21 protein-coding genes are annotated in these 25802 nt (G+C 42.0%); 7 read left to right on the forward strand and 14 right to left on the reverse strand.

What is annotated here, in order from left to right; genetic code table 11:
• Positions 1-149: 149 nt before the first annotated feature.
• The 5 genes from katG to azu all read right to left on the reverse strand — a co-directional run bounded on the left by katG (position 150) and on the right by azu (position 5758).
• The gene (gene katG, locus F9Y84_RS09890) at positions 150-2336 is read right to left on the reverse strand and encodes a catalase/peroxidase HPI (RefSeq protein ID WP_147391013.1); all 2187 of its coding nucleotides are present in this window, start codon (positions 2334-2336) and stop codon (positions 150-152) included.
• A gap of 318 nt (positions 2337-2654) precedes the next feature.
• Positions 2655-4247 carry a PepSY-associated TM helix domain-containing protein gene (locus F9Y84_RS09895; protein WP_147391012.1) on the reverse strand — a complete coding sequence of 531 codons (1593 nt, stop codon included), beginning with the start codon at positions 4245-4247 and terminating at the stop codon, positions 2655-2657.
• A gap of 3 nt (positions 4248-4250) precedes the next feature.
• The gene (locus tag F9Y84_RS09900) at positions 4251-4505 is read right to left on the reverse strand and encodes a hypothetical protein (protein WP_125251669.1); all 255 of its coding nucleotides are present in this window, start codon (positions 4503-4505) and stop codon (positions 4251-4253) included.
• Entirely contained in the window at positions 4495-4830 is a 336-nt protein-coding gene (locus F9Y84_RS09905) for a hypothetical protein (RefSeq protein WP_125251668.1), read from the reverse strand. The genes F9Y84_RS09900 and F9Y84_RS09905 overlap by 11 nt, the downstream gene beginning before the upstream one ends.
• A 472-nt stretch (positions 4831-5302) precedes the next feature.
• Entirely contained in the window at positions 5303-5758 is a 456-nt protein-coding gene (azu, locus tag F9Y84_RS09910; protein WP_128730102.1) for an azurin, read from the reverse strand.
• A gap of 124 nt (positions 5759-5882) precedes the next feature.
• Between azu and F9Y84_RS09915 the strand changes: the two genes are divergently transcribed.
• Both F9Y84_RS09915 and F9Y84_RS09920 read left to right on the forward strand, forming a co-directional pair.
• Positions 5883-6557 carry a TorF family putative porin gene (locus F9Y84_RS09915; protein WP_147390040.1) on the forward strand — a complete coding sequence of 225 codons (675 nt, stop codon included), beginning with the start codon at positions 5883-5885 and terminating at the stop codon, positions 6555-6557.
• A gap of 156 nt (positions 6558-6713) precedes the next feature.
• Positions 6714-7133 carry a DUF4920 domain-containing protein gene (locus F9Y84_RS09920; protein ID WP_125251665.1) on the forward strand — a complete coding sequence of 140 codons (420 nt, stop codon included), beginning with the start codon at positions 6714-6716 and terminating at the stop codon, positions 7131-7133.
• Positions 7134-7162: 29 nt separating this feature from the next.
• Here the strand turns inward: F9Y84_RS09920 and F9Y84_RS09925 are convergent, their stop codons facing one another.
• The 4 genes from F9Y84_RS09925 to F9Y84_RS09940 all read right to left on the reverse strand — a co-directional run bounded on the left by F9Y84_RS09925 (position 7163) and on the right by F9Y84_RS09940 (position 9491).
• Positions 7163-7462, reverse strand: a complete 300-nt coding sequence (locus F9Y84_RS09925) for an AzlD domain-containing protein (protein ID WP_125251664.1) — start codon at positions 7460-7462, stop codon at positions 7163-7165.
• Positions 7459-8142, reverse strand: a complete 684-nt coding sequence (locus tag F9Y84_RS09930) for an AzlC family ABC transporter permease (RefSeq protein ID WP_125251663.1) — start codon at positions 8140-8142, stop codon at positions 7459-7461. The genes F9Y84_RS09925 and F9Y84_RS09930 overlap by 4 nt, the downstream gene beginning before the upstream one ends.
• A 2-nt stretch (positions 8143-8144) precedes the next feature.
• On the reverse strand, positions 8145-8945 hold the full coding sequence (locus F9Y84_RS09935) for an AraC family transcriptional regulator (protein WP_147390039.1): 801 nt from the start codon (positions 8943-8945) through the stop codon (positions 8145-8147).
• Between the two features lie 72 nt (positions 8946-9017).
• Positions 9018-9491 carry a nuclear transport factor 2 family protein gene (locus F9Y84_RS09940; protein ID WP_147390038.1) on the reverse strand — a complete coding sequence of 158 codons (474 nt, stop codon included), beginning with the start codon at positions 9489-9491 and terminating at the stop codon, positions 9018-9020.
• A 310-nt stretch (positions 9492-9801) separates the two neighbouring features.
• Here F9Y84_RS09940 and F9Y84_RS09945 point away from each other — a divergent pair, with 310 nt between their 5' ends.
• The 3 genes from F9Y84_RS09945 (at position 9802) to F9Y84_RS09955 (ending at position 13285) form a co-directional block, all read left to right on the forward strand.
• A complete protein-coding gene (locus F9Y84_RS09945; protein WP_147390037.1) occupies positions 9802-11550 on the forward strand; it encodes an alkaline phosphatase family protein in 1749 nt (582 codons plus the stop codon).
• A 131-nt stretch (positions 11551-11681) separates the two neighbouring features.
• Complete coding sequence (gene ltaE, locus F9Y84_RS09950) at positions 11682-12695, forward strand: low-specificity L-threonine aldolase (RefSeq protein WP_147390036.1); 1014 nt, start codon at positions 11682-11684, stop codon at positions 12693-12695.
• Between the two features lie 83 nt (positions 12696-12778).
• Positions 12779-13285 (forward strand): hypothetical protein, encoded by a 507-nt coding sequence (locus F9Y84_RS09955; RefSeq protein WP_147390035.1) that lies wholly within the window; start codon positions 12779-12781, stop codon positions 13283-13285.
• Positions 13286-13438: 153 nt separating this feature from the next.
• On the opposite strand, the gene F9Y84_RS09960 is transcribed toward F9Y84_RS09955, so the two are convergent.
• The 4 genes from F9Y84_RS09960 to F9Y84_RS09975 form a co-directional block, all read right to left on the reverse strand.
• Positions 13439-14638, reverse strand: a complete 1200-nt coding sequence (locus F9Y84_RS09960; protein ID WP_167508267.1) for an alginate lyase family protein — start codon at positions 14636-14638, stop codon at positions 13439-13441.
• Between the two features lie 308 nt (positions 14639-14946).
• Positions 14947-17109: a TonB-dependent siderophore receptor gene (locus F9Y84_RS09965; RefSeq protein WP_147390033.1), complete on the reverse strand. Its 2163-nt coding sequence runs from the start codon at positions 17107-17109 to the stop codon at positions 14947-14949.
• Positions 17110-17239: 130 nt separating this feature from the next.
• Positions 17240-17395, reverse strand: a complete 156-nt coding sequence (locus tag F9Y84_RS09970) for a DUF2256 domain-containing protein (protein WP_147390032.1) — start codon at positions 17393-17395, stop codon at positions 17240-17242.
• A 352-nt stretch (positions 17396-17747) separates the two neighbouring features.
• Positions 17748-20006, reverse strand: coding sequence for an aminotransferase class V-fold PLP-dependent enzyme (locus F9Y84_RS09975; protein WP_147390030.1), 2259 nt, complete (start codon positions 20004-20006; stop codon positions 17748-17750).
• A 257-nt stretch (positions 20007-20263) separates the two neighbouring features.
• Here F9Y84_RS09975 and F9Y84_RS09980 point away from each other — a divergent pair, with 257 nt between their 5' ends.
• Together F9Y84_RS09980 and F9Y84_RS09985 are read left to right on the forward strand one after the other, a co-directional pair.
• A complete protein-coding gene (locus tag F9Y84_RS09980) occupies positions 20264-21166 on the forward strand; it encodes a sulfite exporter TauE/SafE family protein (RefSeq protein ID WP_125253053.1) in 903 nt (300 codons plus the stop codon).
• Between the two features lie 925 nt (positions 21167-22091).
• Positions 22092-24527 carry a TonB-dependent receptor gene (locus F9Y84_RS09985; RefSeq protein WP_147390029.1) on the forward strand — a complete coding sequence of 812 codons (2436 nt, stop codon included), beginning with the start codon at positions 22092-22094 and terminating at the stop codon, positions 24525-24527.
• Positions 24528-24831: 304 nt separating this feature from the next.
• On the opposite strand, the gene F9Y84_RS09990 is transcribed toward F9Y84_RS09985, so the two are convergent.
• The gene (locus F9Y84_RS09990) at positions 24832-25707 is read right to left on the reverse strand and encodes an AraC family transcriptional regulator (protein ID WP_147390028.1); all 876 of its coding nucleotides are present in this window, start codon (positions 25705-25707) and stop codon (positions 24832-24834) included.
• Positions 25708-25802 lie beyond the last annotated feature (95 nt).

A 25802-nucleotide genomic window follows, 5' to 3' on the forward strand; every position in this document is an offset into this window, starting at 1 on the left:
CTTTCGTTATTGTTATTGATTTCTAGCATATAACGATAGAAATCAATGGCAAGCGTCTCACCGAGGATTTATGTAAACCAATGTAGGGTTGGTATGTGATTGGCTTTCCAGTCAAAAGGCCAATCACATACTAAGTTTAGGGGGAGTAATTATTTAAGGTCAAATCGGTCTGCATTCATCACTTTGGTCCACGCCTCAACAAAGTCACGAACAAACTTCTCTTTACTATCATCTTGTGCGTACACTTCGGCGTAAGCACGCAAGATAGAGTTAGAACCAAAGACGAGATCAACGCGAGTGGCTGTCCATTTTACTGTGCCCGTATCACGTGTTTTGATCTCATAGAGGTTTTCTTCAATAGGCTGCCAGATATATGACATGTCGGTTAAGTTAACAAAAAAGTCATTACTTAAGCTACCAACATTATTGGTGAATACGCCATGGGTTGTTTGCCCATGATTGGTGCCGAGCATACGCATACCACCAATAAGTACGGTCATTTCTTTGGCTGTCAGCCCCATTAGCTGGGCTTTATCGAGCAGCATTTCTTCTGGTTTTACGCTGTAATGTTGTTTTTGCCAATTGCGAAAACCATCATGGACAGGCTCTAATACGTCAAATGACTCGATGTCAGTTTGCTCGTCTGTGGCATCGCCTCGCCCCGCAGCAAAGGGTACCTGAATTGATACACCAGCATTTTTCGCGGCTTGCTCAATAGCTGCGCAGCCTCCTAACACAATCAAATCAGCCATGCTTATGGTCGGCGTAAAGTTACTTTGCACGGTTTCTAATGCTGTGAGGACCTTCGCTAGGCGTTCCGGTTCATTGGCGAGCCAACTCTTTTGCGGGGCAAGGCGGATCCTTGCCCCATTTGCACCACCTCTAAAGTCGGAGTGTCTAAATGTTCTGGCGCTATCCCACGCGGTGGCTACCAATTCTGAAATAGTGACATCGGTAGCTAGAATTTGTTGCTTGAGCGTACTAATTTCATTGTCATTTAGGGTATAGTTAACGCTAGGGACTGGGTCTTGCCAAAGTAGTTCTTCGTTAGGGACTTCCGGTCCGAGGTAGCGGCTTTTAGGGCCAAGGTCACGGTGAGTAAGTTTGAACCAAGCTCTGGCAAAAACATCGTTAAAATAGTCAGGTTCGGCATAAAACTTTTCAGCAATTTTTCGATAAGCAGGGTCCATTTTCAACGCCATATCGGCATCTGTCATCATTGGCATGCAGCGTTTGGATGCGTCTTCAGCGTCAATTGGCTTATCTTCTTCTTTAATGTTGATAGGTTGCCATTGCCACGCGCCCGCTGGACTTTTAGTTTGCTCCCATTCGTAGCTAAATAGCAAGTAAAAGTAGCCATTATCCCATTGTGTTGGGTTGGTTGTCCAAGCACCTTCAATGCCACTGGTGACTGTGTTTGCCCCGACCCCTCTTGATGTATGGTTCATCCAACCGAACCCTTGCTCATGCAGATCTGCTCCTTCTGGAGCTGGGCCTAACTCATCAGCATTGCCATTTCCGTGTGCTTTGCCCACTGTATGACCTCCTGCGGTAAGTGCGACCGTTTCTTCATCGTTCATTGCCATTCTAGCAAAGGTGACTCGCATATCTTCAGCAGTTTTAAGTGGGTCTGGGTTACCGTCTACGCCTTCAGGATTCACATAAATAAGTCCCATCATCACCGCAGCAAGTGGGTTCTCAAGCTCTCGCTCTCCATGGTAGCGGCTATCTGGATTAGCCGATGGCGCGAGCCACTCTTTTTCGCTGCCCCAGTAGGTATCCTTTTCTGGATGCCAGATATCTTCTCGACCACCGGCAAAACCGAAGGTTTTGAAACCCATTGATTCATATGCCACGTTGCCTGCTAATATGATTAAGTCCGCCCATGAAATTTGGTTGCCATATTTCTTTTTAATAGGCCAAAGTAAACGTCGTGCTTTGTCTAGATTGCCGTTATCTGGCCAGCTGTTTAGTGGCGCAAAACGTTGATTACCTGTATTTGCACCTCCTCGACCATCGGCTACACGGTAGCTTCCAGCGGCATGCCATGCCATTCTTATCATTAACCCACCGTAATGTCCCCAATCAGCGGGCCACCAAGGCTGTGAGTCAGTCATCAAGCTAGTGAGATCTTGCTTTAATGCTTGATAATCCAAACTATTAAATGCGGTCTTGTAGTTAAACCCGTCATCCATTGGGTCTGTTTTGGTGTCATGTTGATGTAAAATATCTAGATTAAGGCTGTTTGGCCACCACTGGTGTTGGGTTTGTGCAGAGGAAGTGTTTGCGCCATGTGCAAACGGACAAACTGATGGGGTACTTTGTTGCTTACTCATTATAAATCCTTGGTTATTGGTGACGAAGATTAAACACCAATCTTAGCGACAGGGTGTGGGCACTCACTGTTTTAAAATCAAGCAAAACTGTACTAACTGTATGCCCCAAACCTACGGCAAGCGGTATACCAAGTTACTCCTTCCAATTGCGCAAGTATCAAGAGTAATTGGTATTTCTTGGATTGGTATACAGCATAAAGGTAGTTCTGCTTGGATGCTTTTACCAGTATCTAGAGGGATTTGGGTATCTCCATGCTTTTGCAATAATTGCAAAAGCATGGGTGAAGGTGTGTTACCAACAGCAAAGGTCAACAGACCCTAGTTTATCACTTGCTGAGAGTGGGTATGAGGTGTCGTTTGTGTGTTTGTAGCTGTGGTATTTATCCGTGAGATTGTTTTCCAACAAATTAAGGTCATTAATGTTAAAAGTGCGATGACTACAGCAAAATCAAAACGTGTTGTGGGGGGAAGCGCATCAAATTGTGTTATCAATGAGACCAGATTGATTATTGCTGTGATGCAAAATGTAATGCAGCTAAGACCGAGCAATACTTTGCTATATGACAGCACCTGCTTAGCGAATTGACTGCTGAGCAATGCAAATATAAATGCTGAAAACATAGAAAACTTCACGGTTTCCAATTTATCAATATGACTTACTGGGAGTGCTGTAGTAAGTGCAAATCCAACGCTTATGGCTAATAACACGCCAATAAAAGCGCCACTGGTTAAGCGCTTAACAAAAAGCAAACTCCTTGGACTTTGCTTGCGCTGTTTGGCTCGTTTGTCTATCCACATCAGATTCCCACTGACGATTAAATAAGCGGTGGCAAGGCCAAGGCATAAGAAAGCTAAACGCATGCCATAGCCTGCAAAATCACCAAAATGTAGACTTGCTATCGTTGATAGCCCAGCACGGACGGCATTGTCGTAATTGTTTTCTGTGAGGTAAATTTGTGATTGGTCAGCAAGTTTATATTGCACTTCGTTGTAGTTAGAGAAGGCGTCATTGCTCTTTGCACTAATACTAACTACCGCATTTTTATCACCAAAATGGGTGATTTCAACGGAGGTGATTGTCACATCTCCAAAGGTGTTGAGTGCTTTTTCACGCAGCGTATCAATGCCTGTCATCGTAGCTGATTGCTCGACGGCCTCGACGGTTGGCTCGTTGAACCCAGCCGCTTGCAGCAGTGCTGTTTGGTTGCCTCCATATAGCAACACCGCATAGGAGATCTGATAGATAATCACTAAATTAAATACCAGACCGGTAAATGCGTACATTATATGAAATGGCAACCCCATGGTGCCAATCAAGTTGTGTGCATCAAGCCACTTGTCTTTCTTGCCTTCAGTTCGATATTGAAAAAAGTTTTTAGCAATTTTACGCCAATGGATAACAAGGCCGCTTAAGATAGCAACAAAGAAGCATAAAGTGATCACGCCAACAAAGTACAGACCTATCCGACCAAGCCCTAAATCATAGTGGAGCTGATATAAAAATGTGGCAAACTCAAATGTATCGGCGTCTGCAAGTACGGCTCCAGAGCTTGGCGAGAGAAGTAGGTGGCGATCTTGGTGGTCTTCACCTGTTACTGGGTGTGGCTCATCCAAATGGGTAGCAAAATAAACTTCAATAAATGGGTTATGTTCACTTGGTTCACGCATGAAAAAGCTATGATGCGTATCGATATTATATTGCTGTTGCAAGCTTGAAATAGCTTTATCATAAGAAATAGACTCTTCTGCGGAGGCTGATTTTACTGCCAGTTGAGCTCGCTCCCACCCGTTTATATTGTCTCTAAAGAGGCTAAGAGAACCGGTAATAAATACGATAAACAGTACCGTTGAAATAATCAGTCCTATCCAAGCGTGCGCCTCAGTCAACGATTTTAGCGTTTGATTTTTCATGTTTTATCTCATTAACAGTAGTGCAGAGTTGAGGAGTATCGAAGGGATCAAAATAGTAAATAAACGCTTACTTGCAGCCCCTGCGGTGGTAAAAGCATAGCTCCATGTCATCACGCCAGCCCAAATAGGAAAAGCAAGAATAAGGCCTAGCATAAGCTTAGCGGCTTCAGAAAACGGCAAAAGTAAATTCAAGTTTAAAACTAAAGAGATAGACAGTAGCAGCCCGAGAAAAAATCCAAGTAAAGTTTTAGGCCACATATGCTATGCCTCCCAATAACAATGAAAAAGCACAAACCATTGTGGCGGTCAGATAAAAGCGTCTTTTTGGATAAGCACTAAGCAGAGTGACCGACACTAACGACGACATCAGCACAACGACGACAGCAAGCATTGCTGAAACGATGGGAAATTGTAGCGTTAAAATATAAAAACCAGATAAAATCAGTAGGGCTGCGATAGCATAGCTCGGTGAGCGCTTTAGCGAAGTTGCCAAGTAGCGCTGTTTTGGACTCGCGAAGTAGAGTAAGGTTGTTGCAAACCAAATTGGTATAATTGAGAAAAAGCTCATGATGCTGATAATCATTATTGTTTGCAATTGATTGTAATGATTATGGGTAGGCACTGCAAGAGGGAGAGTGATAATTGTTATTTGCGAGATGCGAGATTAACTATTCGCCCTTTACAAACTCTATAGCTTCATGTTGGTGAGGGGGTAACTCTCATCTACACCATAAGCTCTAGCAGCTTGTTCCAATAGTAGTCAAGAAGGCTTAGTGGTGTATTTGCCGAGTAAAGCCGTGCGGCTAATGACAAGAAAGCACGGCTTTTGATTGTGAATTAGCTTTTATACCAATTTGCTTAATTAAGTGGTCTATTTTGAGGCGAGAAAATCTTGTCGATAACTCCGCTAACGCGTCCTGCTATCGCTAAGGTACCTACATCCATATAGGCAAGGCAAAAATTTTGCTATTTAGTTGTTCTAAATGAGAAATTTTTAACGCTGTTAGCGTCAGATTTATTCCTTCAAATTGAGCAAGTATTAAGTCAAATTGGTATTAGATAAGTGAGAAGCTACCTTGCATGATGGCAAAGTGGCCAGGGAATGAGCAAAAGAACCGATAGTCTTCACCCTTTTTTAAGCGTTCAGTCGAAAACGTGACCGTAGTTTGTTCGCCACCACCAATGACTTTACTGACCGCATATACGCGATCATCACCTGGTTTAACATAACTATTGCTTGCACCTGCGGTCATGCCGTCTGTGGCGACTGCTTGCACATCTGCTGCCTTACTCAACACCCAATTATGCCCCATAGTTGTTGCTGGTAACTTTCCTGTGTGTTTTAAAGTGAGAGACACTTCTTTACAGCTGCTTGGAGCGCTAAGCGCCTTTGCTGAAAATTGCATCATGTCATTTGCTTCAATAGTCAGTGCGCATTCATTGGCTGAGGCCGCTTTTGATAATGTTCCCGCCGCAAGAGAAATCAAAAGTACAGAAAAAAGGTGTTTCATAATTTAACTCCTAAATAAAAATCATTTTTATTATCAAATGTACGTTATTGTTTGTAAATGGATCAAGATCAAAAAAACTGTTCTATGCTTGATGCTAATACGGAACTTAGCAATGGAATCGATCATGAATAAATATTGGCTTGTACCACTTTTACTCAGTCCACTACTTGCAAATGCTGATGCCTCTTCAACCATTACATTGGCTTCGGATTACTTGTTCAATGGGGTAAGTCAAAGTAAAGAAGACGAAGTAATACAGGTCAGTTTAGATTGGCTTGGCGATACTGGGTGGTACGCAGGGGGCTGGGTTTCAAAGGTCGATTTTGGTGATGGCACTGACTTTGAAGGAGATATTTATGGAGGGTATAAATTTACACTAGTTAACAACGTAACATTAGATATTGGTGTTTCTCAATATACCTACCATGGCGATGACGTGAGTTCAGAATACAATTATGCTGAAGCTTACGCCAAGCTTGGTTATGGCCATACCAGCTTGAATTTTTGGTATGCGTGGGATTACTTTGGTACCGGTGCAGGGCACGGTATTGTCATGTTAACTCACACCGTTGTACTCGACGATAACTGGTCTATCACACTAGGAGTTGACCATTCTATGAGCTTTGACAGTGATAAGTTTGAATGGGAATCTGAGGATGATGACTACACACATTGGCATTTAACTGGAACATACGCGATACACAGCTGGAGCATGTCATTAGGATACGAAAGTAATGATATTGACAGCTACGCCGACTCTACATTTTTACTATCAATTTCAACAGTGATTGATTGGTAATTTAACTTTTAATTTAAATTTTATTAACTTTTGTATTGATTTTAGCTGCAAATTGTACTTTTATATAATAGTGCAATTAACGTCACTAGGGGGCTTTTTTATGGTGCCTGACAAGTGACGCGTATAAGAACAACATATACGCTGTGGAGCTGAAATATGAAGGATTCGATAAAATTAACAGCACTGTCTCTTGCGATTTTCTCCCGTTTTAGTTTTTCTAGCCCTCTAGAATTTGCGGGGGGAGCAGACATGTCAAAATTGATAGATGTACAGCATATCTTACCCAATTTGAATGAGTATTGTAGTGATGTCATCACGCTCAAAGGTGTCGTGACCAGTGTGTGCAAAAAGTTAGGTTGCTGGATGACGTTACAAGTTGCCGACGGTCTTGATGTGAATATTCAGGTGGAACAAGGTGATATGGTTTTCCCTACCGCTGCAATTGGGCGTGAAGCCCATGTTACTGGGCGCTTTACCCGCGTTGAGCAAGCCGCGCAGCCGCAACTAGAGCTACGCGCTGAGCAGAGCGTATTAATGCAGCTGGGATTTGAGCCCACCGCAGTGACTATTTCTTAGCACACCATTGGCTAAACATCAGACGGGTGTTAATACAGTAGATAGAAGAGTACAAGGCTACCAAGCGTGGTGATATATAAGTTTTTAAACCGATATGCGAGTATCACAGCAAAGGTTGCAGCGATTAGGTAAGGATTATGTACGCTCAGTGCGAGTTGTTCATCTTGAATAAACACAATGGGTACCCAAATTGCGGTGAGTACACACGGAGCGCTAAAGCTTAAAAATCGCTGCAATTTAGGTCCGATAGTAAAGGGCAGCTGCTTTGCGAGAAATAAATATCGTGTCGCGAATGTGACGCAGGCCATTGCTAAAATCGTTGTTATCATGTGCGCTCCTTGTAACTTTGTAGCAAATATCCAACGGTCATGCCAAGTAACGCTGATGCGATTAACCCAAACTCAAAGTGGACTAGCTTAAATATCAGAATACTGATGGCAGAGCAGATACAGGCGCATAAAATAGGCACTGTGGTAATGCTTGGTATAACCAGCGCGATGAATATTGCTGCAATAGCAAAATCTAACCCCAAATTGGTCAAATCTGGTAAGAACTGACCTGCAATAATGCCAATGAGTGTCCAAAGGTTCCAAGCGACATAAAAGCTTCCGCCAGCAACCAGAGCATAAAGCAGCCTGAGTTTCCCCTGATATGCGCGATGGTGGTGAGAAAATGCAAACAGTTCATCGGTTAGAAAAAATGCTATAGAACTTCGCCATTTGAGTGGCTTATCTACCATCTTATTGCGAATAGCAAGACCATACAGCAAGTGTCGAGCACTAATGATAAATGTGGTGATGAGCAAGGTGATCAAAGCGGTATCTTTTGCAATAAGCTCTATTGCCACCAACTGCGCAGAGCCGGCAAAAACGAGTAAAGACATAAGCTGCGCTTCTAATGGCGTAAAACCATTTTGTACGGCCAGAGAGCCACATAATATTCCCCATGGGAGCACTGCTAGGTTGAGCGGTAGCATATCCCAAAAGCCCTTGTATACTGCAACTTTCATGGTTAACAGGCCTTACTGTATTGACTGGGCGTGATCCCCATATTTTTTTTAAAATGACGATTAAAGTGGCTTTGATCGTAAAATCCTACAGTCAAAGCTGCATGTGCAACACTTTTACCACAGCGCATAAGTGCTTTTGCGTGATTGAGGCGATGCTGAATTTGAAATGCGTGGGGAGTGAGGCCTGTTTGTGACTTAAATACTCGAATAAAGTAAAAAGGACTCATATCAACAAGGCTGGCAAGTTTATCGAGTGAAACCTCTTCAAACAGATTGTCCAATAAAAACTGCTGGGCGGTGCGGATGCGCGCTTTTACCGATTTTTGTTTCCCTTCAAGCCTCACATTACCTTGCTTTTGGCTCAGATAAGACAGTAAGGCTACCAGCTGAGACTGTTTTGCTAATAAGCCATTTTCAGACTCTAATACATTGAATGTAGCATTCATTAATTGTACAAGCGTTGGATCATGTACTACGGCATCTTGAAAAAACGGTGCTATGGCGCTGCCACTTCCCAAAAGTTGATTAAAAAGCTCGGGCGTTGGGTACAAAGAGCGATATGAAGAAGGGCCTGCGGAAGCTTTTCGGCAGTCATGTACTTGCTCTGCGTTTATCAAAATAATGCTATGTTGCTGAGCAACGTGCTCTCCACCAGAGCGATAAAATTTCTGCGCGCCACTCTCAACTAAGGCTAGGGTGTAGCCACTGTGACTATGTCTGCCAAAGTCCTCTTTTTTATCAATGTTATGAAGTACTTCTAAGCCACCGAGATCACGGTGAAAACTAAACTTTGCATGTTGCATATTTCTCTCCCCATTGATAAGAAGGGTATCCGCCTTAACGCGATATGTCTTGTACAAAATTGCACAATTGGCTCACCAGACTTGTTTTTTTATAATATTGACCTGACGGCTTTTTATCAGACACCGACTATTTTGCACTATTAATGTATCTTCATAAGTACCGTTGAAGATAGTGGTTGGTGCATGTGGCTGTCCTATTGCCTGTTGATGGAGCACAAAGTAACTGTTTGCCTCATACAGATTAGATTTTATATGTTTAATATTGGCACTAGTCATCATGTGCATACTTTTTGTCTTGCTTATGGCTTGCTGTTGCCGCAGTACGATGTCATCTGCACCTGTTAGACTAATCTTGAGTGCGGGTATGGTAAATGTAGCGTTATCAGTGAAAACACTGCGGTAATCAGCCGCTGATTGAGCATCTCGATACGTTATGTATTCTTGTAGTGTCTTTTCACAGTTTTTAAGATGGATATTGTTAGGTTGTGTAGAGGTACATCCAGTCGTGAGTAAAAGTGTGACAAAAAGCGCAGCGAATACTTTCATATTTATTATCCATGTTGAGTGATGATTGTTAATTTCAGGTAATGCTGGTTTCTTGTCAAGCAACACCATTCTTGCCGTTTATTTCAAAAAGCGCTTACGCTTGTGTATTTTTCATGTGCCGACGATATTTGAGCAAAGCAGTATAGTTACTCTTAGCGACTTGAGCTGTTGGCCGATCACAGTGGTAGTGCCGCAGATCTAAAAGTCGGGTAAATAAACTTCAATGTAATTATTTTGTAAATAGATTTTAACGTTAGCCTCCTATTATCTTTTTTGGACTAGTCCAGATAATCTTAGTAAAGGAAAGATAATGAAATTACCCGTGCTTCGCAGTGCATTACTTGCACTTTCATTCACCGCCTGTGCAGATGCACTTGAAAATAAAGTATTGCTGATTGGGATCGATGGATTGCAATACGAAAAAATTGGCAGCAATCATACCCCAAATTTTGACCGCTTATTTCTAAGTAAAGCGTATACAGGCGGGCTCTCAAAAACTCAAACACAGCAAAAAACCAAAAGTGGCCCAGGCTGGGCAACGATTTTAACGGGAGTTTGGGTGAACAAACATCAAGTCCCAAGTAATGACTCTGGCTTGGCGAATAACGCCTATCCTAGCCTTTATCGTTATATCGCAGAGCATGACGCCAGCGCTCATATTGCGAGCTTTAGCACTTGGGGGCCTATCCATAGCCAATTCTTTCGAAGCGATCTCACTTTAATGAAGCAAAGGTCAGAAGGCGGCAGTGATGATGATAATTTGAACAAAGCGTTGGCGACATTACATAATGACTCTGCAGATTTCGTTTTTCTACATTTAGATGAGCCAGATGCCGTAGGGCATGCCTTATGCTTCGGCTCTGCGTACAATAAAGCGGTCGAAGATGCAGATAAGAGATTAGGCAAGCTTCTTGATGCCGTTGAAGCCAAAGAGCGAAAAGGTGAAAACTGGTTAGTGATGGTCACGACAGATCACGGTCGCACGCCGATTGTTGGTTGTCACCATGGTGAGCAAACAGAACCAGAAAAAACTATTTTCATAGCTTCTAACAAGAGACTGAATAAGGAATTTAGTTCGAAGGCTGTTAACCCTGCTAATACGGACTTTTCTGGTTTGTATGGCTACCCGGCACAAACTGCGATTGTACCGACTATCTTATCCTTTATGGGAATAGAGACGGGTGTCCAAGCGGGGTTTGAGAGTACATCACTGTATGGTGATGTAGGGATCCGTAAGCTAAATTACGCCAATAAACTTTTTACCTGGCTTGATGATGCACATGCGCCTACTCGGGTTTATCGTAATAATCAATTGCTTGAGACATTACCCGCGGGTGTGTCGCAGTGGCAAGATTCAGCCCCAACTTCTGGTATCAATGACTATAGCTTTGAGCAGCAGGGCGTCTATGTTGGCTATCGTGTGACTGAGCTTAATTTGACCGCAGCACATCAATGGCACAACACTAAAAGCTATTTTTTTTCTGAAGATGCACGCTATTGGCGTTACGACACCTTGTTAGATAAAACTGATGATGGTTATCCTGTGGCGGTGACGGACGGCAATTGGCCGGGGCTTGCAAAATATGCAGAGCAAATTCAGGCAAGTTTCTACAAAGACCGTAATACGGTCTATTACTTTTTATCTACGGGGCAGTACCTAAGTTATGACGTACAAAATGATAGGGTACGAACGGGTTATCCTAAAGCCATAGATAACAGCTCGTGGCCGGGGCTTGCTGAATATGCGAACAAAATAACGACGACACTACGCTGGACGTCTGACAAAGTATATTTTTTCCTAAATGATGGTCGATACTTACGCTATGATTTAGGAGATGACAGTGTTGATAGTGGCTACCCTAAGGCCATTAATGATAGCACTTGGCCGGGGATGGGCGACTATGCGAGCAAGATAAGCGCTGCTTTAAAGTGGAACAGTACACGTGCTTACTTCTTTTTAGATGACGGTCGTTACCTGAGATACAGCATTACATTAGATAAAGTAGACCCAGGTTATCCTAAAGTAATTAACAACGGCACTTGGCCTGGGTTGCAATAGTAGTAACAAAAATAATAGACTTTTCAAGGAGTGAGCAGCTGAAAACCGACACTCCTTTTTTCGTCCAGCTTTTCTGTTGTGGACAATTTTCGGTTATGCTGAGTACATCTCATTTTATTTGGATATGATTGATGGACTTTAGATCTGACACAGTTACGCTACCGACGCCTGAGATGAAGCAAAGTATGTTTGATGCAGCACTTGGTGACGATGTTTATGGCGACGATCCGACGGTAAATACCCTAGAGCAATTTGCGGCTGAGCGTCATGGGTTTGAAGCTGCGCTATTTACCTCTTCTGGCACGCAAGCAAACCTTCTGGCGTTAATGAGTCATTGTGAAAGAGGTGACGAATATTTATGTGGCCAACAGGCGCATAATTATAGGTTTGAAGCGGGTGGTGCGGCAGTGCTTGGCTCAATCCAACCACAACCTCTAGAAAATGAGGCTGATGGTAGTATTTGTCTAGAACGGATCAAGCAAGCTATCAAGCCTAACGATTTTCACTTTGCTAATACCAAGCTACTCAGTTTAGAAAATACCATTGGTGGTAAGGTACTTAGCCTTGAGTATCTAGCAAAGGCAAGAGCATTATGTGACGAACACGGATTAATGCTGCATTTAGATGGTGCTCGTGTGTATAACGCCGCTGTAGCACAAAATGTGGATATTAGAGAAATTGTCAAGCATTTTGATTCTTTTACGATTTGTCTCTCCAAAGGACTTGGTGCGCCAATTGGCTCTTTATTATTGGGTAATAAAGCATTTATCGAAAAAGCGCGTCGACTAAGAAAAATGCTGGGCGGTGGAATGCGTCAAGCAGGTATGCTTGCAGCGGCTGGCCTTTACGCGTTACAGCATCATGTGGAACGCCTCAACGAAGATCATCAAAATGCACAATATTTAGCTGAAAAACTTGAACGAGTCCCGGGGTTTAAGCCATGTAAGCATACAGTACAGACAAACATTGTGTTTGTTGAAGTTGAGCCTCACATAGATTTATTCACTATCGCTGAGCAGTTAAAGAGAAAAGGGATAAACATCACTCCAGGCTACCAGGGGTGTAGATTGGTTACCCACTTGGGGATTGAGCAGGCGGATATCGATACATTTATTACTGAACTTTCACGCATTACTCAGGTTTAGTTTGAAGAAATTTTCACAAATATCGTGTTGACTTTAGGAACGTGACTCACTATTTTCTGCTTTTTCACAGAGGGAATAAGTCAATGTCATCATTTTTAGTCAACACAACCGTTGGGGTTGCTGCACTTTTTTGTAGTTTAAGTAGCTTAGCGAACCCTGTGGAGTTTTCAGTTGGAACAGGATATCCATTTTTCGGTCAACTTGAGGTGTCGGTTCCTCAAGCGCAAAATCAGAGTAAATGGTATGGTAGTTATCGCATTGGACTTGATGATGGCTTATTACTTGGTTATGAGCGTGCGGTATCAGCGAATAATAAACATGCTGTAGGTGTTGTTGCGGGCGCGCTTGGGGCGAGAGATGTCGGTCCCGCCTGTGAAGAAGATGATGATGTTGTATGTGGTATTTTTGAGCCAATTATTAACTTGTTTGATGATGAAACCACCAACGGTGTCGGCTTAAGTTACAGTTATTACTTTTCAAGCATTAACCAAAGGGGCTGGCATGTTAAGTTCATAGCAGGCTACGGCGAAAGTAGTGACTCGAATAAAAAGCGTGCGGATGGCAGTGTGGCGATAAGTTACCAATTCTAATGTAATGGCTCTAATTCAATATAAGCTCAGTGGTGGATAATTCCTGCTCTAGATATTTTTATGGCCTTTTAATGTAATTCACTTCCTATATTTGGCTATTGGAAGTGAATTACACGCTGTTATCGATAAGTTTGGCAGCAAGGAAGATATTAGTTATTCAACACTAAGGCTATTTAGCTTCACCTGTGAAGTGATTGGCATCACAGCTGGAAATGTATTTACTTGGGCGAAACTATAAGGATAATAAAGGTTTAAGTTGTTGCTTAGCTTTAAGTCAATGTGCTCTATAGAGCCACGCTCATGACATGTGATTGCTGCCTCAAGTCTGGAAATGGTTTTATTCATTTTTAACTTTTTTTCTTTATTTCCTTGATTGTTAATTAATTCATCTATTAAAAGTATATATTTAATAGGGTAGTAGTTATATAGAGAATAACTTACGGGGTTATACCTCGTTAGTTCTAATGGTTGGTCGCCATTATTATCAAACTGAACGTCAAATCTATTTTTTAAAGTATGATTGCAAATAAGTGCTACACACCTTTCCTCATTCAAAAATAATAAAATATAAGATAATAAGACATCAACCCAACTTCCGCGGTTATTCTTTCTTGCCACTTCTGTAAGGCCACTCTTGGAATTTAGGATCCACGCTGCGAATGCTTTTAGCCATAATTTGAAGCCGCGTAGGGTATCGGTGTCCAACTTATCGTTAAGTAGTGCACAAGCCTCGATCGCAAGTAACAGCCAGCGAGAGTCAATGATCCCCAACCCATACTGATTACCAGTCCATGGCATAATTTGTGCGAACTCCATGTGAGGATTCATGGCTGTTTCACCATCAATAAACCAAGTGTTTATTTGCGCTTGGATATATTCAATCTTTTGTTGCTCTGGAGCATCACAATAAGACAAAGCAACGAGATGTAGTCTTGCACATACCTGCGCCAATTTTGGCTTATCAGATATACTCGCCAAAAATGGGTTTGATCTACTATCTCTATGCTGTACCGTTTCTTTACTTTTTATTAAAGGGTTTGTGTTTTCATTAACGTAGTAATAAGGGGCGAAGGATAAATAATCTTTTGTACACCCACTTGGCGGATCGACATCTTTTTTAGTGATAGAGATTACACCAAGGTTAACCGCTTGGTTAGCAAGCTGGTGAAGCTCAGTGTTATCCGCGTTACTGAGTGTAGTTTTATATTTTGATGTAAGGTGAGAAAAATACCTATGGAGGTTAGTTGTGTCTTCAACTTCAATTTTTTTTACAACATCTCTTACAGTTTTCCGGTAATTAAAAATAAGTTTAGATATTGATAGGTTAGTTATTATCTTTATGTTTTCTTTCACGATATTTTCTCATAAATCTTATTTTTGTGCATGATAACTCATAAAACCCTTTTGCAGGTACATTTTCTAGCTAAACTTTAAAAGTCAACAGGCGAACCCACTGTCTTTAAGGAGAAAATGAGTAGGCGTCATCGCAGAGGCACATGAAACCAGTGACTAAAGATGCAGGTTAGGTGTATGTGGTGAGGTTACATAATTGTGGATCTACACATAACGATGGGTCTCGTTGCAGGTAAAAACACTGAGCTATGTTGTTACACCAACTGACCGAGTCAATTGGTGTAACCCTTATCCTGATACTTGGTTTATCAGAACTTGTATTTTACGTTGGCGCTAACGGTACGGCGTTGCCCATAGAAACAGTCGCCTCGATACAAACAACTGGTGATGACCGTTTTGTCACTCACATTATCGATTTGTAGACTGAACTGATACTGGTCAATATCATAGCCAATCATCATGTCAATGAGGTTGAAATTATCAGTGACTAATTGCTCATGTAGTGTTTGGCCGTTAAGGACGATTGTACGACTACCATCATATGTTTCACCTACATGTCGAACACCTGCACCAAACTTAAGCCCTGGAAGCAGGTTATCCGCTCGATACGTTGCCCAAACAGATGCAAGGTGTTTAGGAGTTGCTGAAAGCGGAGCATCATCAGTGATAAGTGTTCTTAAGTCTTGTGCTGCAAATAGCTCCATGCTGGTAAGTGGAGTGATGTCTTGCTCGGTATCAGAATAAGAGTATGCAGCATAGACATCGAGGTATTGCCACTCAAGTTGTGCTTCCAATTCAAACCCTTTCACTTCAATCTCACCGTCTTGCACTTCAAATTCAGGAGATACTTTGCGAACTTGGTTTTTATCTTTTATTTCAAATATTGATGCTGTAATTAAGTGCTCAGTGCCTGCTGGTTGATATTTCAAGCCAAGTTCAACTTGCTCACCTTCTAATGGCTTGTAGGCACCACCTTGCGCTTTTTGACCAAATACAGCTTTGAATGACTCTGAGTAACTTGCGTATGGAGCTAAGCCATTCTCGAACTGGTATAACACACCAATTCGCCCTGTAGTCGCAGTTTGGCTATTTTTATTTGCGCCTTCAGTTTGCAGCTGATTTGACACATCATCATAGCGAAGTGCTGCATTGAGTACCCAATTGTTTACTTCAGCCGTGACTTGAGCGTAAGCGCCCAGCTGTTTATTATTTAGAGTGTTTTCAGGGTTATCTACTACCGCCGTTGGTAACTCTGTACTTAAGCCATAAACAGGGTTATACAAGTCTAACGGTGCTGCAACTCCACGGCCACGATCTGAGTCGGTATCAGCATTTTGATAATCTACACCTGATACCATAGTGAGTTTTAACGCATCTAGCTCTAAGTATTTATGGAACTGCAGATCCATGGTTAAGCTACGCGCGCTTGAATCTGTGAGGCTAGCAATACGATTTACAGTACGTTTATCCGCTTCAAATTTAGGTGGCCAAGAGTAAATGGTGCGATATTCAGCGGTACTGTCGCTATATCGGCCAGAAAATTTAATGTGGGTGTCTAAATCAAAACTGTGTTCGATAATCGCCGTGATCGCTTGTTGATCAGTATCATATTTATCCCAGCCTGGTTCGCTGACAAAGCGCTCACTTGGAATTTGACCGTATTTTGCAGGTAATATAGTGCCTTCGTGTGGAAAGAATTGGGTAGACGAACCTGACTCATTACGCTGTAAGTTGGCCAGCACGGTGACTTTAGTTTCATCTGACGCAAGCCAGGTAAAACTTGGAGCCAGCATAAGTGTGTTATCGTCAACGTAATCCGTCTGTGTGCCACTGTCACGATACATAGCTACGGCGCGAGCTTGATATTCCTGTTGTTCACCAAATGTAGTGTTATAGTCAATGGCTAGTTGCTTGCGCTCATAGTTACCAACTTGTGCCCAAATTTCACCGCCGGTATCTGCATTTGGCAGCTTAGATACTGCATTTACAATTCCGCCGGTAGAGCCCTGACCATATAAAACAGAAGAGGGGCCTTTTAGGATCTCGACACTTTCAAGTGCGTATGGGTTTGTTCGAGTATTGTTGTAGTTGCCGAACAGTTTTTGTAACCCATCTACATACAGTAGGGGATCAACGCCACGAATTTTTGACCAGTCACCACGTGTGTCAACACCATAAGGACCGTTATAAACACCAGCAACATAACCAATTGCGTCCTGTAACGTTTCAGCACCTAAGTCTGAGATACGTTGTGCGGTCAAAACAGAGACAGAAACAGGTGTTTTGATAATTGGAACCGCTGTTTTTGAAGCCGTAGCACTAACGTACGAAATCAGTCCTCTTGGACTAACTTCAATGATTTCAATGTCCTCTTGGGTTGTTTTACTCTGCTCTTGAGCGGTTACTGAGCATGATAAGGCAAGAGCAACGCTGGCGAAAAGCGTCGGGTATTTATGTTTGAATGAGCGCATGATTAATCCCTATAAACTTAATTTTTGCAAATGATATTGTAGATGATAGTGATTATCAATAGTGTTGTTCCGTATTTTGCAAATGTTACAATAAATTATCTTTCTATTAATATCATGCGCTTAGACATTTCTATTGTGAGTTAGAAATGCTTGTACGCTTGCTTGCGCAGCGTTTAGAGCAATACTTCACTTCTTCCCAGTTTTGTCTCCATTTCTTTCGCCATAAGAAAGGACGGTTGCAAACTGGGCATATCTTCTGAGGTAAATGTGGTTTTTTATGTGCCATCTAGCGTTTTCGATATTCATTTGAGGTTTGGATAAGGCATTAATTATCCGAATTCCAGGTTTATACCAATTACCTTAATTAAGTGGTCTATTTTGAAGCGAGAAAATCTTATCGATAACTCCGCTACCAACAAGGTACCGATATCCCTATAGGCAAGGCAAAAAAACTTGCTATTTAGTTGTTCTAAATAAGAAATTTTCAACGTAGTTAGCGTCAGAGTTACTCCTTCAAATTGAGTAAGTATCAAGGATAATTGGTATTATTACGTAAACTAACACAGGCCCGATCGAAAAAAGCCCCTTTGCTTGTGCAAAAGGGGCTTCAGAAAGGAAACTATTACAACCTACATGGTTTAGATGAGCGCATAACCCCCTTTGAGGTGCCCGATATTATTAAAGCCTAAGCGGGCTAGGGCTTGTGCAGCGGCTTGGGAGCGACTACCACTACGACACACTAAAATCAGCGGCTGTGCTTTGTTATGGCTATGTTTACCAACAAAATCGGTTAAACGTGTGAGCGGAACATTTTGATCAAACGCACGGTTGTGGTTAAGTGCATACTCATGTGGTTCACGAATGTCTATCAGTAATAGGTTTTGGTTATTCGCTATCTGTGTTTCTAACTCCGTGGCCGTATATTCTTGCAGGGTAAATGTGTCTTTACCGCAAACTGCTGCACCACACATGATTTCAGTACCCGTCTCATCATTGATGTCAGCATCAATAAGTCTCTTTGCTTTGGCAAACTCTGTTGCTGAAAGTTCACCTTGTATGACTTGATTTAGTATTGAATTTCTAGACATTTCAGCGCTGAGTGTCGTTGTAAATTCATTATTATAATCATGGCTTGGGCATAACAAGGTCTCTTCAGTGATTACTTCGGCGAGCGCTTGGATACTGTTGTACATTGCGTCATTGGAGCTGGTGGTAAAATTCGTTCTACCCAATGCTCCCATCAAAATTAAGTCTCCGCAAAATACATACTTTATCACCAGTTTTGCTGGCAGTTGTTCCAATAGAATGTAAGAAACACTGTCGGCGGTGTGTCCTGGGGTGGGCAATAAAGCAAGCTGATAACGTCCAAAAGATAGACTCGCGAGTTGTAGGCCATTATATTCAATTGTCTCTGTTTGAGGTGGCCATCCAAGGTGGTCGCTCGCAGTTGTTGCTAGCGAAAAGGCGACTCTGCTTGATTCGTGATCTGCATGGCCATGAGTATCTAAAACTGCAAGCAGGGTAAGCTGTTGGCATTCTAAAATGGTTTTTAGGCGCTCAACCAGCTCTGGTAACGGGTCTATAATGATTGCGACTTTTGACTGTTTATCGGCAAACAACCAACAACAAGCGCCACCGATTTTAAATTGTACCAGACCATCAAGTGATTCTTTGTTACTTATCTCATTGCTGGCTTGCATTAAACAACTGTGACCCAAAGCTTGAGCACAGTGACCAATACGTTCACATGCAGCATCGATTTCTGCTTGAGTGGTAGCAGGACCAAAAGACATGCGAATAGCAGATTCACTTTGCCATGCCGGCAGTCCCATCGCATCGAGAACAAAACTTCGCGTTACCTTTGAGCTACAGGCTGAGCCTGAGCTAACTCGGATATTTGCGGCATCAAATAAGTCCATAATTTCTTTTGAACTAAAGCCTGGTATCGCAAAGTTTAATGTGGTCGGTACACTATTTGTGAATTGGTTATTAAACACGATAGTAGGAAATGCTTGTTTTAGTGTTTTTGCCAATTGGTTGCGATATTGGCGGAGTGTTTCTACGTCAACAAACTCGCTGTTACCCTCTTTTAATAGCTCATCAAAAATAACGTTAAGTGCAGCTAAACCAGGCAGATTTTCCGTGCCAGACCTAAGTCCACTTTCTTGACCGCCACCAGCAATAAAGGGGGTAAGTGGTGCATTGTCTCGTATATAGACAAAGCCAATACCTTTAGGAGCGTAAAGTTTATGGCCACTAAAAGGTGCGTAATCAATAGTTGTTTGGGCAAGATTTAACTTACGTTTACCTAATGCTTGAACACAGTCAACCATCCAAAAAACAGTAGCATGGTTTGTTCTTATCACCGTCTCTAACTCAGCGAGATCTTGATATACACCTGTTTCGTTATTGACTGCCATGGTACAAATCATCAAAGCGTTAGGCACTTCTTTGGCAATGAAATCTTGGTCTAGGCGACCATGACCATCGACGGGAATGGCTTTAACCTCAGCATTGATTTCAAGTATTTTATTCCAATGTTTTAATGACTCTGGAACCGCTTTATGTTCCGTTGCACCATACAGTAAGGTGTATTGCTGCTTTGGCTTCATTTGCTTCTTTGCTGCGCAAAGAGCCGACAAGATACCTGTTTGGATCCCTTCTGTCGCGCCACTGGTAAAAATAACGCGGCCGTTACCTGAACCCAGCACTGTGCGTGCTTTTTGGCGAGTCTGCTCCATCAATTGCTTTGCTTGTAATCCCGTAATATGACTACTACTTGGATTTCCAAACATGGTCTTCATGGTCATCAATGCGGCATCTGCTGCTCGTTCTAACACTGGTGTTGTCGCATTAGCATCTAGGTAGATTTGAGATAACTGAGTTTCTTGTGTCATGACTGTGCCTTAAGGTATAAGCAAATTACCCATATAACAAAAAGTAATAAGTAATTATTTATAGTTATAGTAAGGCAGATACGCGCGGGATTCAACTATTGTTGGTGGGTTTCTTCATTTCAAAATATAGTACGGTTAATGTAAAATTAATTTGAAAAATATGTTTTCATCGTGTTTAATTGCGTTCACTTAATAGGTATTTTTTTAAAATCACCTTTTGGTAAGGAATTAACCTCTTATTTATAGACGGAAATATCATGCTTCAACGAATAGCAAGACCAACAATGTGGCCGCTGTTTTTTACCTTGGGAGTATATGCCACGCTCATTTGGATCCAGGGCTTTTATCAAGCCTTGGGACAAATCGTTAGCGAATCGAGCATCGCGTTAACCATGGCATTAGGTTCTTTTGTTGCGGGTGGCACAGCACTGGGTGGTGGAGCTGTGGCATTTCCTGTGATGACAAAACTATTAAATATCGACCCTGCAACTGCCAAAGTATTTTCTCTCGCTATCCAAAGCTTCGGTATGACTGCTGCGACAATCACTATTTTTTGCCGTCGCATCCCAGTCTATAAGAATGTGATCATCATGGCCTTACCTATGGCAGGCATAGGTGTAACGCTAAGTTTGTTTTTTATTGCGCCGTTTGCGCCACGGCTCCTTGTGAAATCTATTTTTAGCTTTTTATTACTCTGCTTTGCATTGACTCTGGTGCTTAGGTGGTGGCGTAAAGCCCACCATCAACCAAGCAGTGAATTTATTCAGCCAAAGATGGTAAGGTTTATGATAGTGGCCTTCATCGGTGGAGTTGCCAGTGGCCTTGTTGGCTCAGGTGCAGATATCGCTCTTTTTGCATTGTTAGTAATTGCTTACAACGCCGACGTTAAAAAAGCGACGGCAACATCTGTCGTTGTCATGACTTTTACCTCCCTTGTAGGAAGCAGTATCAATGCCTGGCATCTCAATACTATTACCGCAGAGATAAACAGCTATTTGCTTGCAGCTATCCCGATTGTCGTAGTCGGGGCGCCGTTAGGTGCTTATGTATGTTCTAAAGTGAAGGTTGGGCATTTGGTGAGCTTTTTGCTTATCTTAATTGCTTTGGAAGTGAGCTTTACCTGCTATGAGTTATATCCAACGTTACGTAATTGGTATTAAATAACTTTTTCCCAGAATACTAGTAAGCAAGCTAAGCGCGACGACCAAAAAACACTTGGGAGAGCAAAGCACAGATGGCTGATTTCGTGCCATCAGCCGATGAGTGGCGATACCTGCGTAACATGTTACTTATATTGATGTAATTTGAGAGGAAAACCCAATTACGTGATACCTAAACTTTTCACCATACACTGTGGTTGTCAAAGAAGGGTGAAAACGAGAGCCAAATTCATCCTGTGTCTCAATTTTAAGTGAAGGCTTTGAATGTAAATCCCCTGAACTGCGGATTATTCATGTCTTTCTGGCAACCAGTTTTAGTGCTAATTGCGTTGAATTCACTCCCGATAGCCTGCGATTGGCGCGTAAATTCGCCTTGCCTACTACAGGATTTAGGTACCTTAGCGGGAGCAGGACGCGTGAGCGATGTTTCCCCTAAAACTCTATGGCTAGACAAGGAAAACCAAGTTGTGCTCTAGCAACAATAAGTTAGAACATTTGTTATCCAAACCTCAGGTCAAATAAACCATACGAGTGACTTACTTGATCCATCTCTATTATGAAATAGATACAGATTAATTACATGGATATCTATTTGTTTACTCAATTCTATTTGTTGCAAAAAACATTACAAATATAAAATGTAAATGATAGTTGTTATCATTGCGATTGTTTTGATAAACTCCACTCCCTCAGAATAAATAATTTATGAAATGGAAATAGTTTTCTATTTCTCTAATACTAATTTGCTTAATACGTAACCTCTTTTTAGGTGATGAAACTTTATCGATAACCATTTGAAAAATCTCTGTTTAGTTTTCTAAACAGGTAAAGTTTAACTCGATTGGTGGCAGAACCACGCGCTGAAGTTATTTAAGTATTAAGTCAACATAGTATCAGGCCCAATTGCGTAGTTTGGAGTTCTAATATGCAAATCTCTCGCTCATCAGCGCTATCTGCATCTTGTATTGCAGTTAAGTTGGCACTTATCGGCGCCAGTTCATCAGCACTTGCTGCTGATGACATTGAACGAATTAGTGTTTATGGCAAACATAACAAAATAATTCTACAGTCAGGTACTGCGACTAAATCAAACATGGATCTAATGCAAACTCCCGCAGCTGTTGTGGTTGTGGATAAAGAGCTATTGGATTCACAAAGTGCAGCTACGCTTCAAGAAGCATTACGTAATGTCAGTGGTTTATCACAAGCCGGTAATAACTATGGTATCGGTGACTCGCTAACGGTTCGTGGTTTGGGCGTAAACTATACTTATGATGGTATGTACGGTGGTGCAGACTTGGGTAATAGCTTCAACCCAACACGTTCACTGACTAACATCGAAAGCATTGAAGTGTTGAAAGGCCCTGCAACTGGTTTGTATGGTATTGGTGCTGCTGGAGGTGTGGTTAACTTAGTCGAGAAAAAACCACAGTTTGAGCGAGCGCTTGAGATCAGCGGTAAAGTTGGTGCGTGGAATACGTATGGCATCGGTGTAGATTTTACCGATGCAATTACAGATAAGTTAGCATTTCGCGTAGTTGCCAATCACGAGCGTAGTGATGGGTATAGAGATCTTGAGTCTGGTCGTGATGAGGTGTACGCGAGTTTAAGGTTTGATCCAAACAGTGATCATTCTTTATTACTATCTACAGCCTTTATTGATGATACACAGCAGGTTGACTCGATAGGCGACCCAGTTCGTATTATTAACTGGGATAGTATCGATGGTGCACCAGGCCTAGTAACTGCTGATCAGTTACCCAATGACAACAATTATATAGTCGATGCTGAAAAGTGGCTTGGTCAGCAACTCACTGATGAGCAGCGAGCTCAGTTAGCAACATCTATTTTAGCATCTGATGGCCTAAAGCCGTTCGACCTTGGTGATGGCAATCTGATCTCACCACTCTCTCGTCCAAATGAAGGTGAAGAGTTACGTGTTAAATTACGCCATGACTGGTATTTAAATCGCAACTCAAAACTGACTCAACAAGTATTATGGCGTAGCTATGATTCAGATTTTGTACGTCAAACGGGTGCATATAACTATGTTTACTGGGAACGCAGAGCCAAGTATAACGATGAGTACTACGATATTATCAATGCAACACCAAGAGCACCTTTAGTTGTTGATGGTGAGCTGTATCCGTATGCCGCTCGTCGACAAGAGTATCGTCGTCAGGTTGCAAGTGAGAAAACGTGGCAATATTTTGCTGATTTGCAATTAACATGGGATATGGACTCGATTAGTGGTGAGCACTTAGTGAGTGTCAACTATGAAAATCGTGATATGCGATTACAAAGCTGGTCTGCCTATGACGCTGATGGCAAAGGCTCTGTTCCTTACATTTTAGATATTCGCAATCCAAACTGGCCAACAGGTACTTTTGAGGATTACGCGCCATCGCTTCGTAGTAACTATGACAAAACCCTTACAGCATACGGGATTAGTGCACAAGAAGTGGTTTATATTACTTCTGCGCTAACTGCTCGAGCGGGTCTTGCCTATACTTCAGTTGAGCAGAAGTATCAACATTTAGGTACTGATCGCTCACCTGAAGAAGGTAAAGAGTTGGATACTGATGATGCTGGAATGACATACAATGTTGGCCTCAACTATCAGGTAATGCCGCAACTTTCTACGTTTATAAATGTGGCGAAAGGTCGTACTGCATACAGCGTATTGGGCAGCCTTCAGGACGAAGCAGATGCAAACCGTAAGAATAGACCTGACTCAGAGTCTGAAACACTTGATATTGGTATGCGTTTTACAGCGTTTGATGAAGACTTACTTGGCTCACTTGTATGGTTTGAAACAAAACGTACTAACCTGATGTACGCGAATCCTGAGTATAATGATACACCGGGTGATGATTATAATGTCAGTGTTCCTCGGTATTTCTTCGATGATGAAGATGAGTCACAAGGTGTCGAGCTTGATTTGAATTTAGCACTAAATGAACGAATTAGTGTGAATGTTAACGCGACTTATCAAGATGCGGTTGAAATTCGTTCTGACACGCGTTCAGGTCAGAAGAAAGGGATCCCGAAAAAGTTTGCGAGTACTTGGATAAAGTATACGCAACCTGTTGGATTGCTTAACGGTGCTTTTGAATACAGTGTGGGTGTCAACTACGAAAGTGAGAGAACCATAAACTCAGTTTCATTTGGTTTACCAACAGCAACGATAGATGGTTATACTCGTTGGGACGCTGCGGTCAAATTTGATGCTGAACACTTTAATGTTCAACTAAACCTAGAAAACTTAACGGATGAACGTTACTACAGCAAAGCTATGTTCCTCGGTGGCATGCCAGGTAACGAGCGAAATGCTAAATTGAGCTTTAACTACAAGTTCTAAGCTTACTGGTAAAAAGAGGAAGTATGCTTCCTCTTTTTTTCGGGTGTTCATAATAACTGCTCGCGTCGCTCGACTTGCCGCCTAGTAATCTAAGCAAAAGTCGAGCAACAATGAATAAAGCGCACTTGGGTGAACCCGAAGGGCTGTGGGTTAAGGTGACTTTGCAGGAACGCAAAGTCTTTATCGCCTGGCTCACATAGAATAACCATGCGACAAAGGCTCTGTCTTATATAAATACCAATTGAACTGCTGTAAAAACATACTTGGAAGGTTAACTGGCTCTAATTGGTATAACAAACGACGTTTAGTTTAAATAACAGCTAATACGTGTTAACAGCTCGCAGGGCTGAGTATCTCGAACATCATTTAAATATTCTTCAATTACAGGTATGTCTGCCGCTTCAAAGTGACTGTTTGGTAACCATTGGCCAAATAGATACTCATACGGAGTTTCTAGAGAAGCATAATCCCCTTGATGCAATAAGGTTGCCGTTCTCCCTTTAGGAAGTGAAAATATGCTAAACTCTGACGGTAGTGGCGTGGGAAGTTCAGGTACTAAAATAGTTGCCATCGCTCTTAATTGTTGTGTCTCTATTGTTTGTGGATCGTCAAAATATATCCCAAAAAAGCGTGTATTTTCACTTAAAAGTCCATGTTGCTGAGCGAGCATGTTTAACTTCTCAAACGCTTGACCTATTTGCATATAATCACCACTGTGCTCTAGGCCAATTAGAGACATTGCCTCAGTGTTATCAATTTCTACAGTAAACATATTGGAGTCCTCTTCAGCATTCATAATATAAAAATCCGCAGCACAGTAACGTGCTTTGGCTTGTTCTTGCTGGCGAAATTGGCTGGGAGATTGCTTATATCGTTGAGAAAACGCGCGGCTAAATGCTTCTATGCTGGCATAGCCGGTGAGTTTCGCCACTTTTGCAATCGGATCTTGAGTTCGGATTAACATACCAGCTGCAAATTGCAGGCGCATTCTTCTTACTGTAACGTTAATCGTTTCCCCAGCGATTGAGCGATAAACACGATGGAAGTGGTAGCTAGACATATGGCATTGTTCGGCCAGTGTTATTACGTCCAACTCGCTATCAATATTGTTATAGATGTAATCAATAACCTGATTTAAGCGATGGATGTAATGGGATAACGTTGATGCCTTAGTTGTCATAAGCTACTTCTTCATATGTTTATTTCAGCCAGTGAAAGCTTCCCCCTCTCACATAGGTGGAGAAGCTATGAATGATAATGACAGAGGTCGATTTG

It is taken from the genome of Pseudoalteromonas peptidolytica (assembly GCF_012641745.1).
GTDB classification, from domain to species: Bacteria; Pseudomonadota; Gammaproteobacteria; order Enterobacterales; family Alteromonadaceae; genus Pseudoalteromonas; species Pseudoalteromonas peptidolytica.

Coding starts and splice junctions, on each gene's coding strand:
- F9Y84_RS09925 (WP_125251664.1), bottom strand. CDS start 7,462: ATGATAACAACGATTTTAGCAATGGCCTGCGTCACATTCGCGACACGA.
- katG (WP_147391013.1), bottom strand. CDS start 2,336: ATGAGTAAGCAACAAAGTACCCCATCAGTTTGTCCGTTTGCACATGGC.
- azu (WP_128730102.1), bottom strand. CDS start 5,758: ATGAAACACCTTTTTTCTGTACTTTTGATTTCTCTTGCGGCGGGAACA.
- F9Y84_RS09900 (WP_125251669.1), bottom strand. CDS start 4,505: ATGTGGCCTAAAACTTTACTTGGATTTTTTCTCGGGCTGCTACTGTCT.
- F9Y84_RS09990 (WP_147390028.1), bottom strand. CDS start 25,707: ATGACAACTAAGGCATCAACGTTATCCCATTACATCCATCGCTTAAAT.
- F9Y84_RS09915 (WP_147390040.1), top strand. CDS start 5,883: ATGAATAAATATTGGCTTGTACCACTTTTACTCAGTCCACTACTTGCA.
- F9Y84_RS09980 (WP_125253053.1), top strand. CDS start 20,264: ATGCTTCAACGAATAGCAAGACCAACAATGTGGCCGCTGTTTTTTACC.
- F9Y84_RS09945 (WP_147390037.1), top strand. CDS start 9,802: ATGAAATTACCCGTGCTTCGCAGTGCATTACTTGCACTTTCATTCACC.
- F9Y84_RS09920 (WP_125251665.1), top strand. CDS start 6,714: ATGAAGGATTCGATAAAATTAACAGCACTGTCTCTTGCGATTTTCTCC.
- F9Y84_RS09975 (WP_147390030.1), bottom strand. CDS start 20,006: ATGACACAAGAAACTCAGTTATCTCAAATCTACCTAGATGCTAATGCG.
- F9Y84_RS09985 (WP_147390029.1), top strand. CDS start 22,092: ATGCAAATCTCTCGCTCATCAGCGCTATCTGCATCTTGTATTGCAGTT.
- F9Y84_RS09935 (WP_147390039.1), bottom strand. CDS start 8,945: ATGCAACATGCAAAGTTTAGTTTTCACCGTGATCTCGGTGGCTTAGAA.
- F9Y84_RS09895 (WP_147391012.1), bottom strand. CDS start 4,247: ATGAAAAATCAAACGCTAAAATCGTTGACTGAGGCGCACGCTTGGATA.
- F9Y84_RS09970 (WP_147390032.1), bottom strand. CDS start 17,395: ATGGCACATAAAAAACCACATTTACCTCAGAAGATATGCCCAGTTTGC.
- F9Y84_RS09930 (WP_125251663.1), bottom strand. CDS start 8,142: ATGAAAGTTGCAGTATACAAGGGCTTTTGGGATATGCTACCGCTCAAC.
- F9Y84_RS09965 (WP_147390033.1), bottom strand. CDS start 17,109: ATGCGCTCATTCAAACATAAATACCCGACGCTTTTCGCCAGCGTTGCT.
- F9Y84_RS09955 (WP_147390035.1), top strand. CDS start 12,779: ATGTCATCATTTTTAGTCAACACAACCGTTGGGGTTGCTGCACTTTTT.
- F9Y84_RS09905 (WP_125251668.1), bottom strand. CDS start 4,830: ATGATTATCAGCATCATGAGCTTTTTCTCAATTATACCAATTTGGTTT.
- F9Y84_RS09940 (WP_147390038.1), bottom strand. CDS start 9,491: ATGAAAGTATTCGCTGCGCTTTTTGTCACACTTTTACTCACGACTGGA.
- ltaE (WP_147390036.1), top strand. CDS start 11,682: ATGGACTTTAGATCTGACACAGTTACGCTACCGACGCCTGAGATGAAG.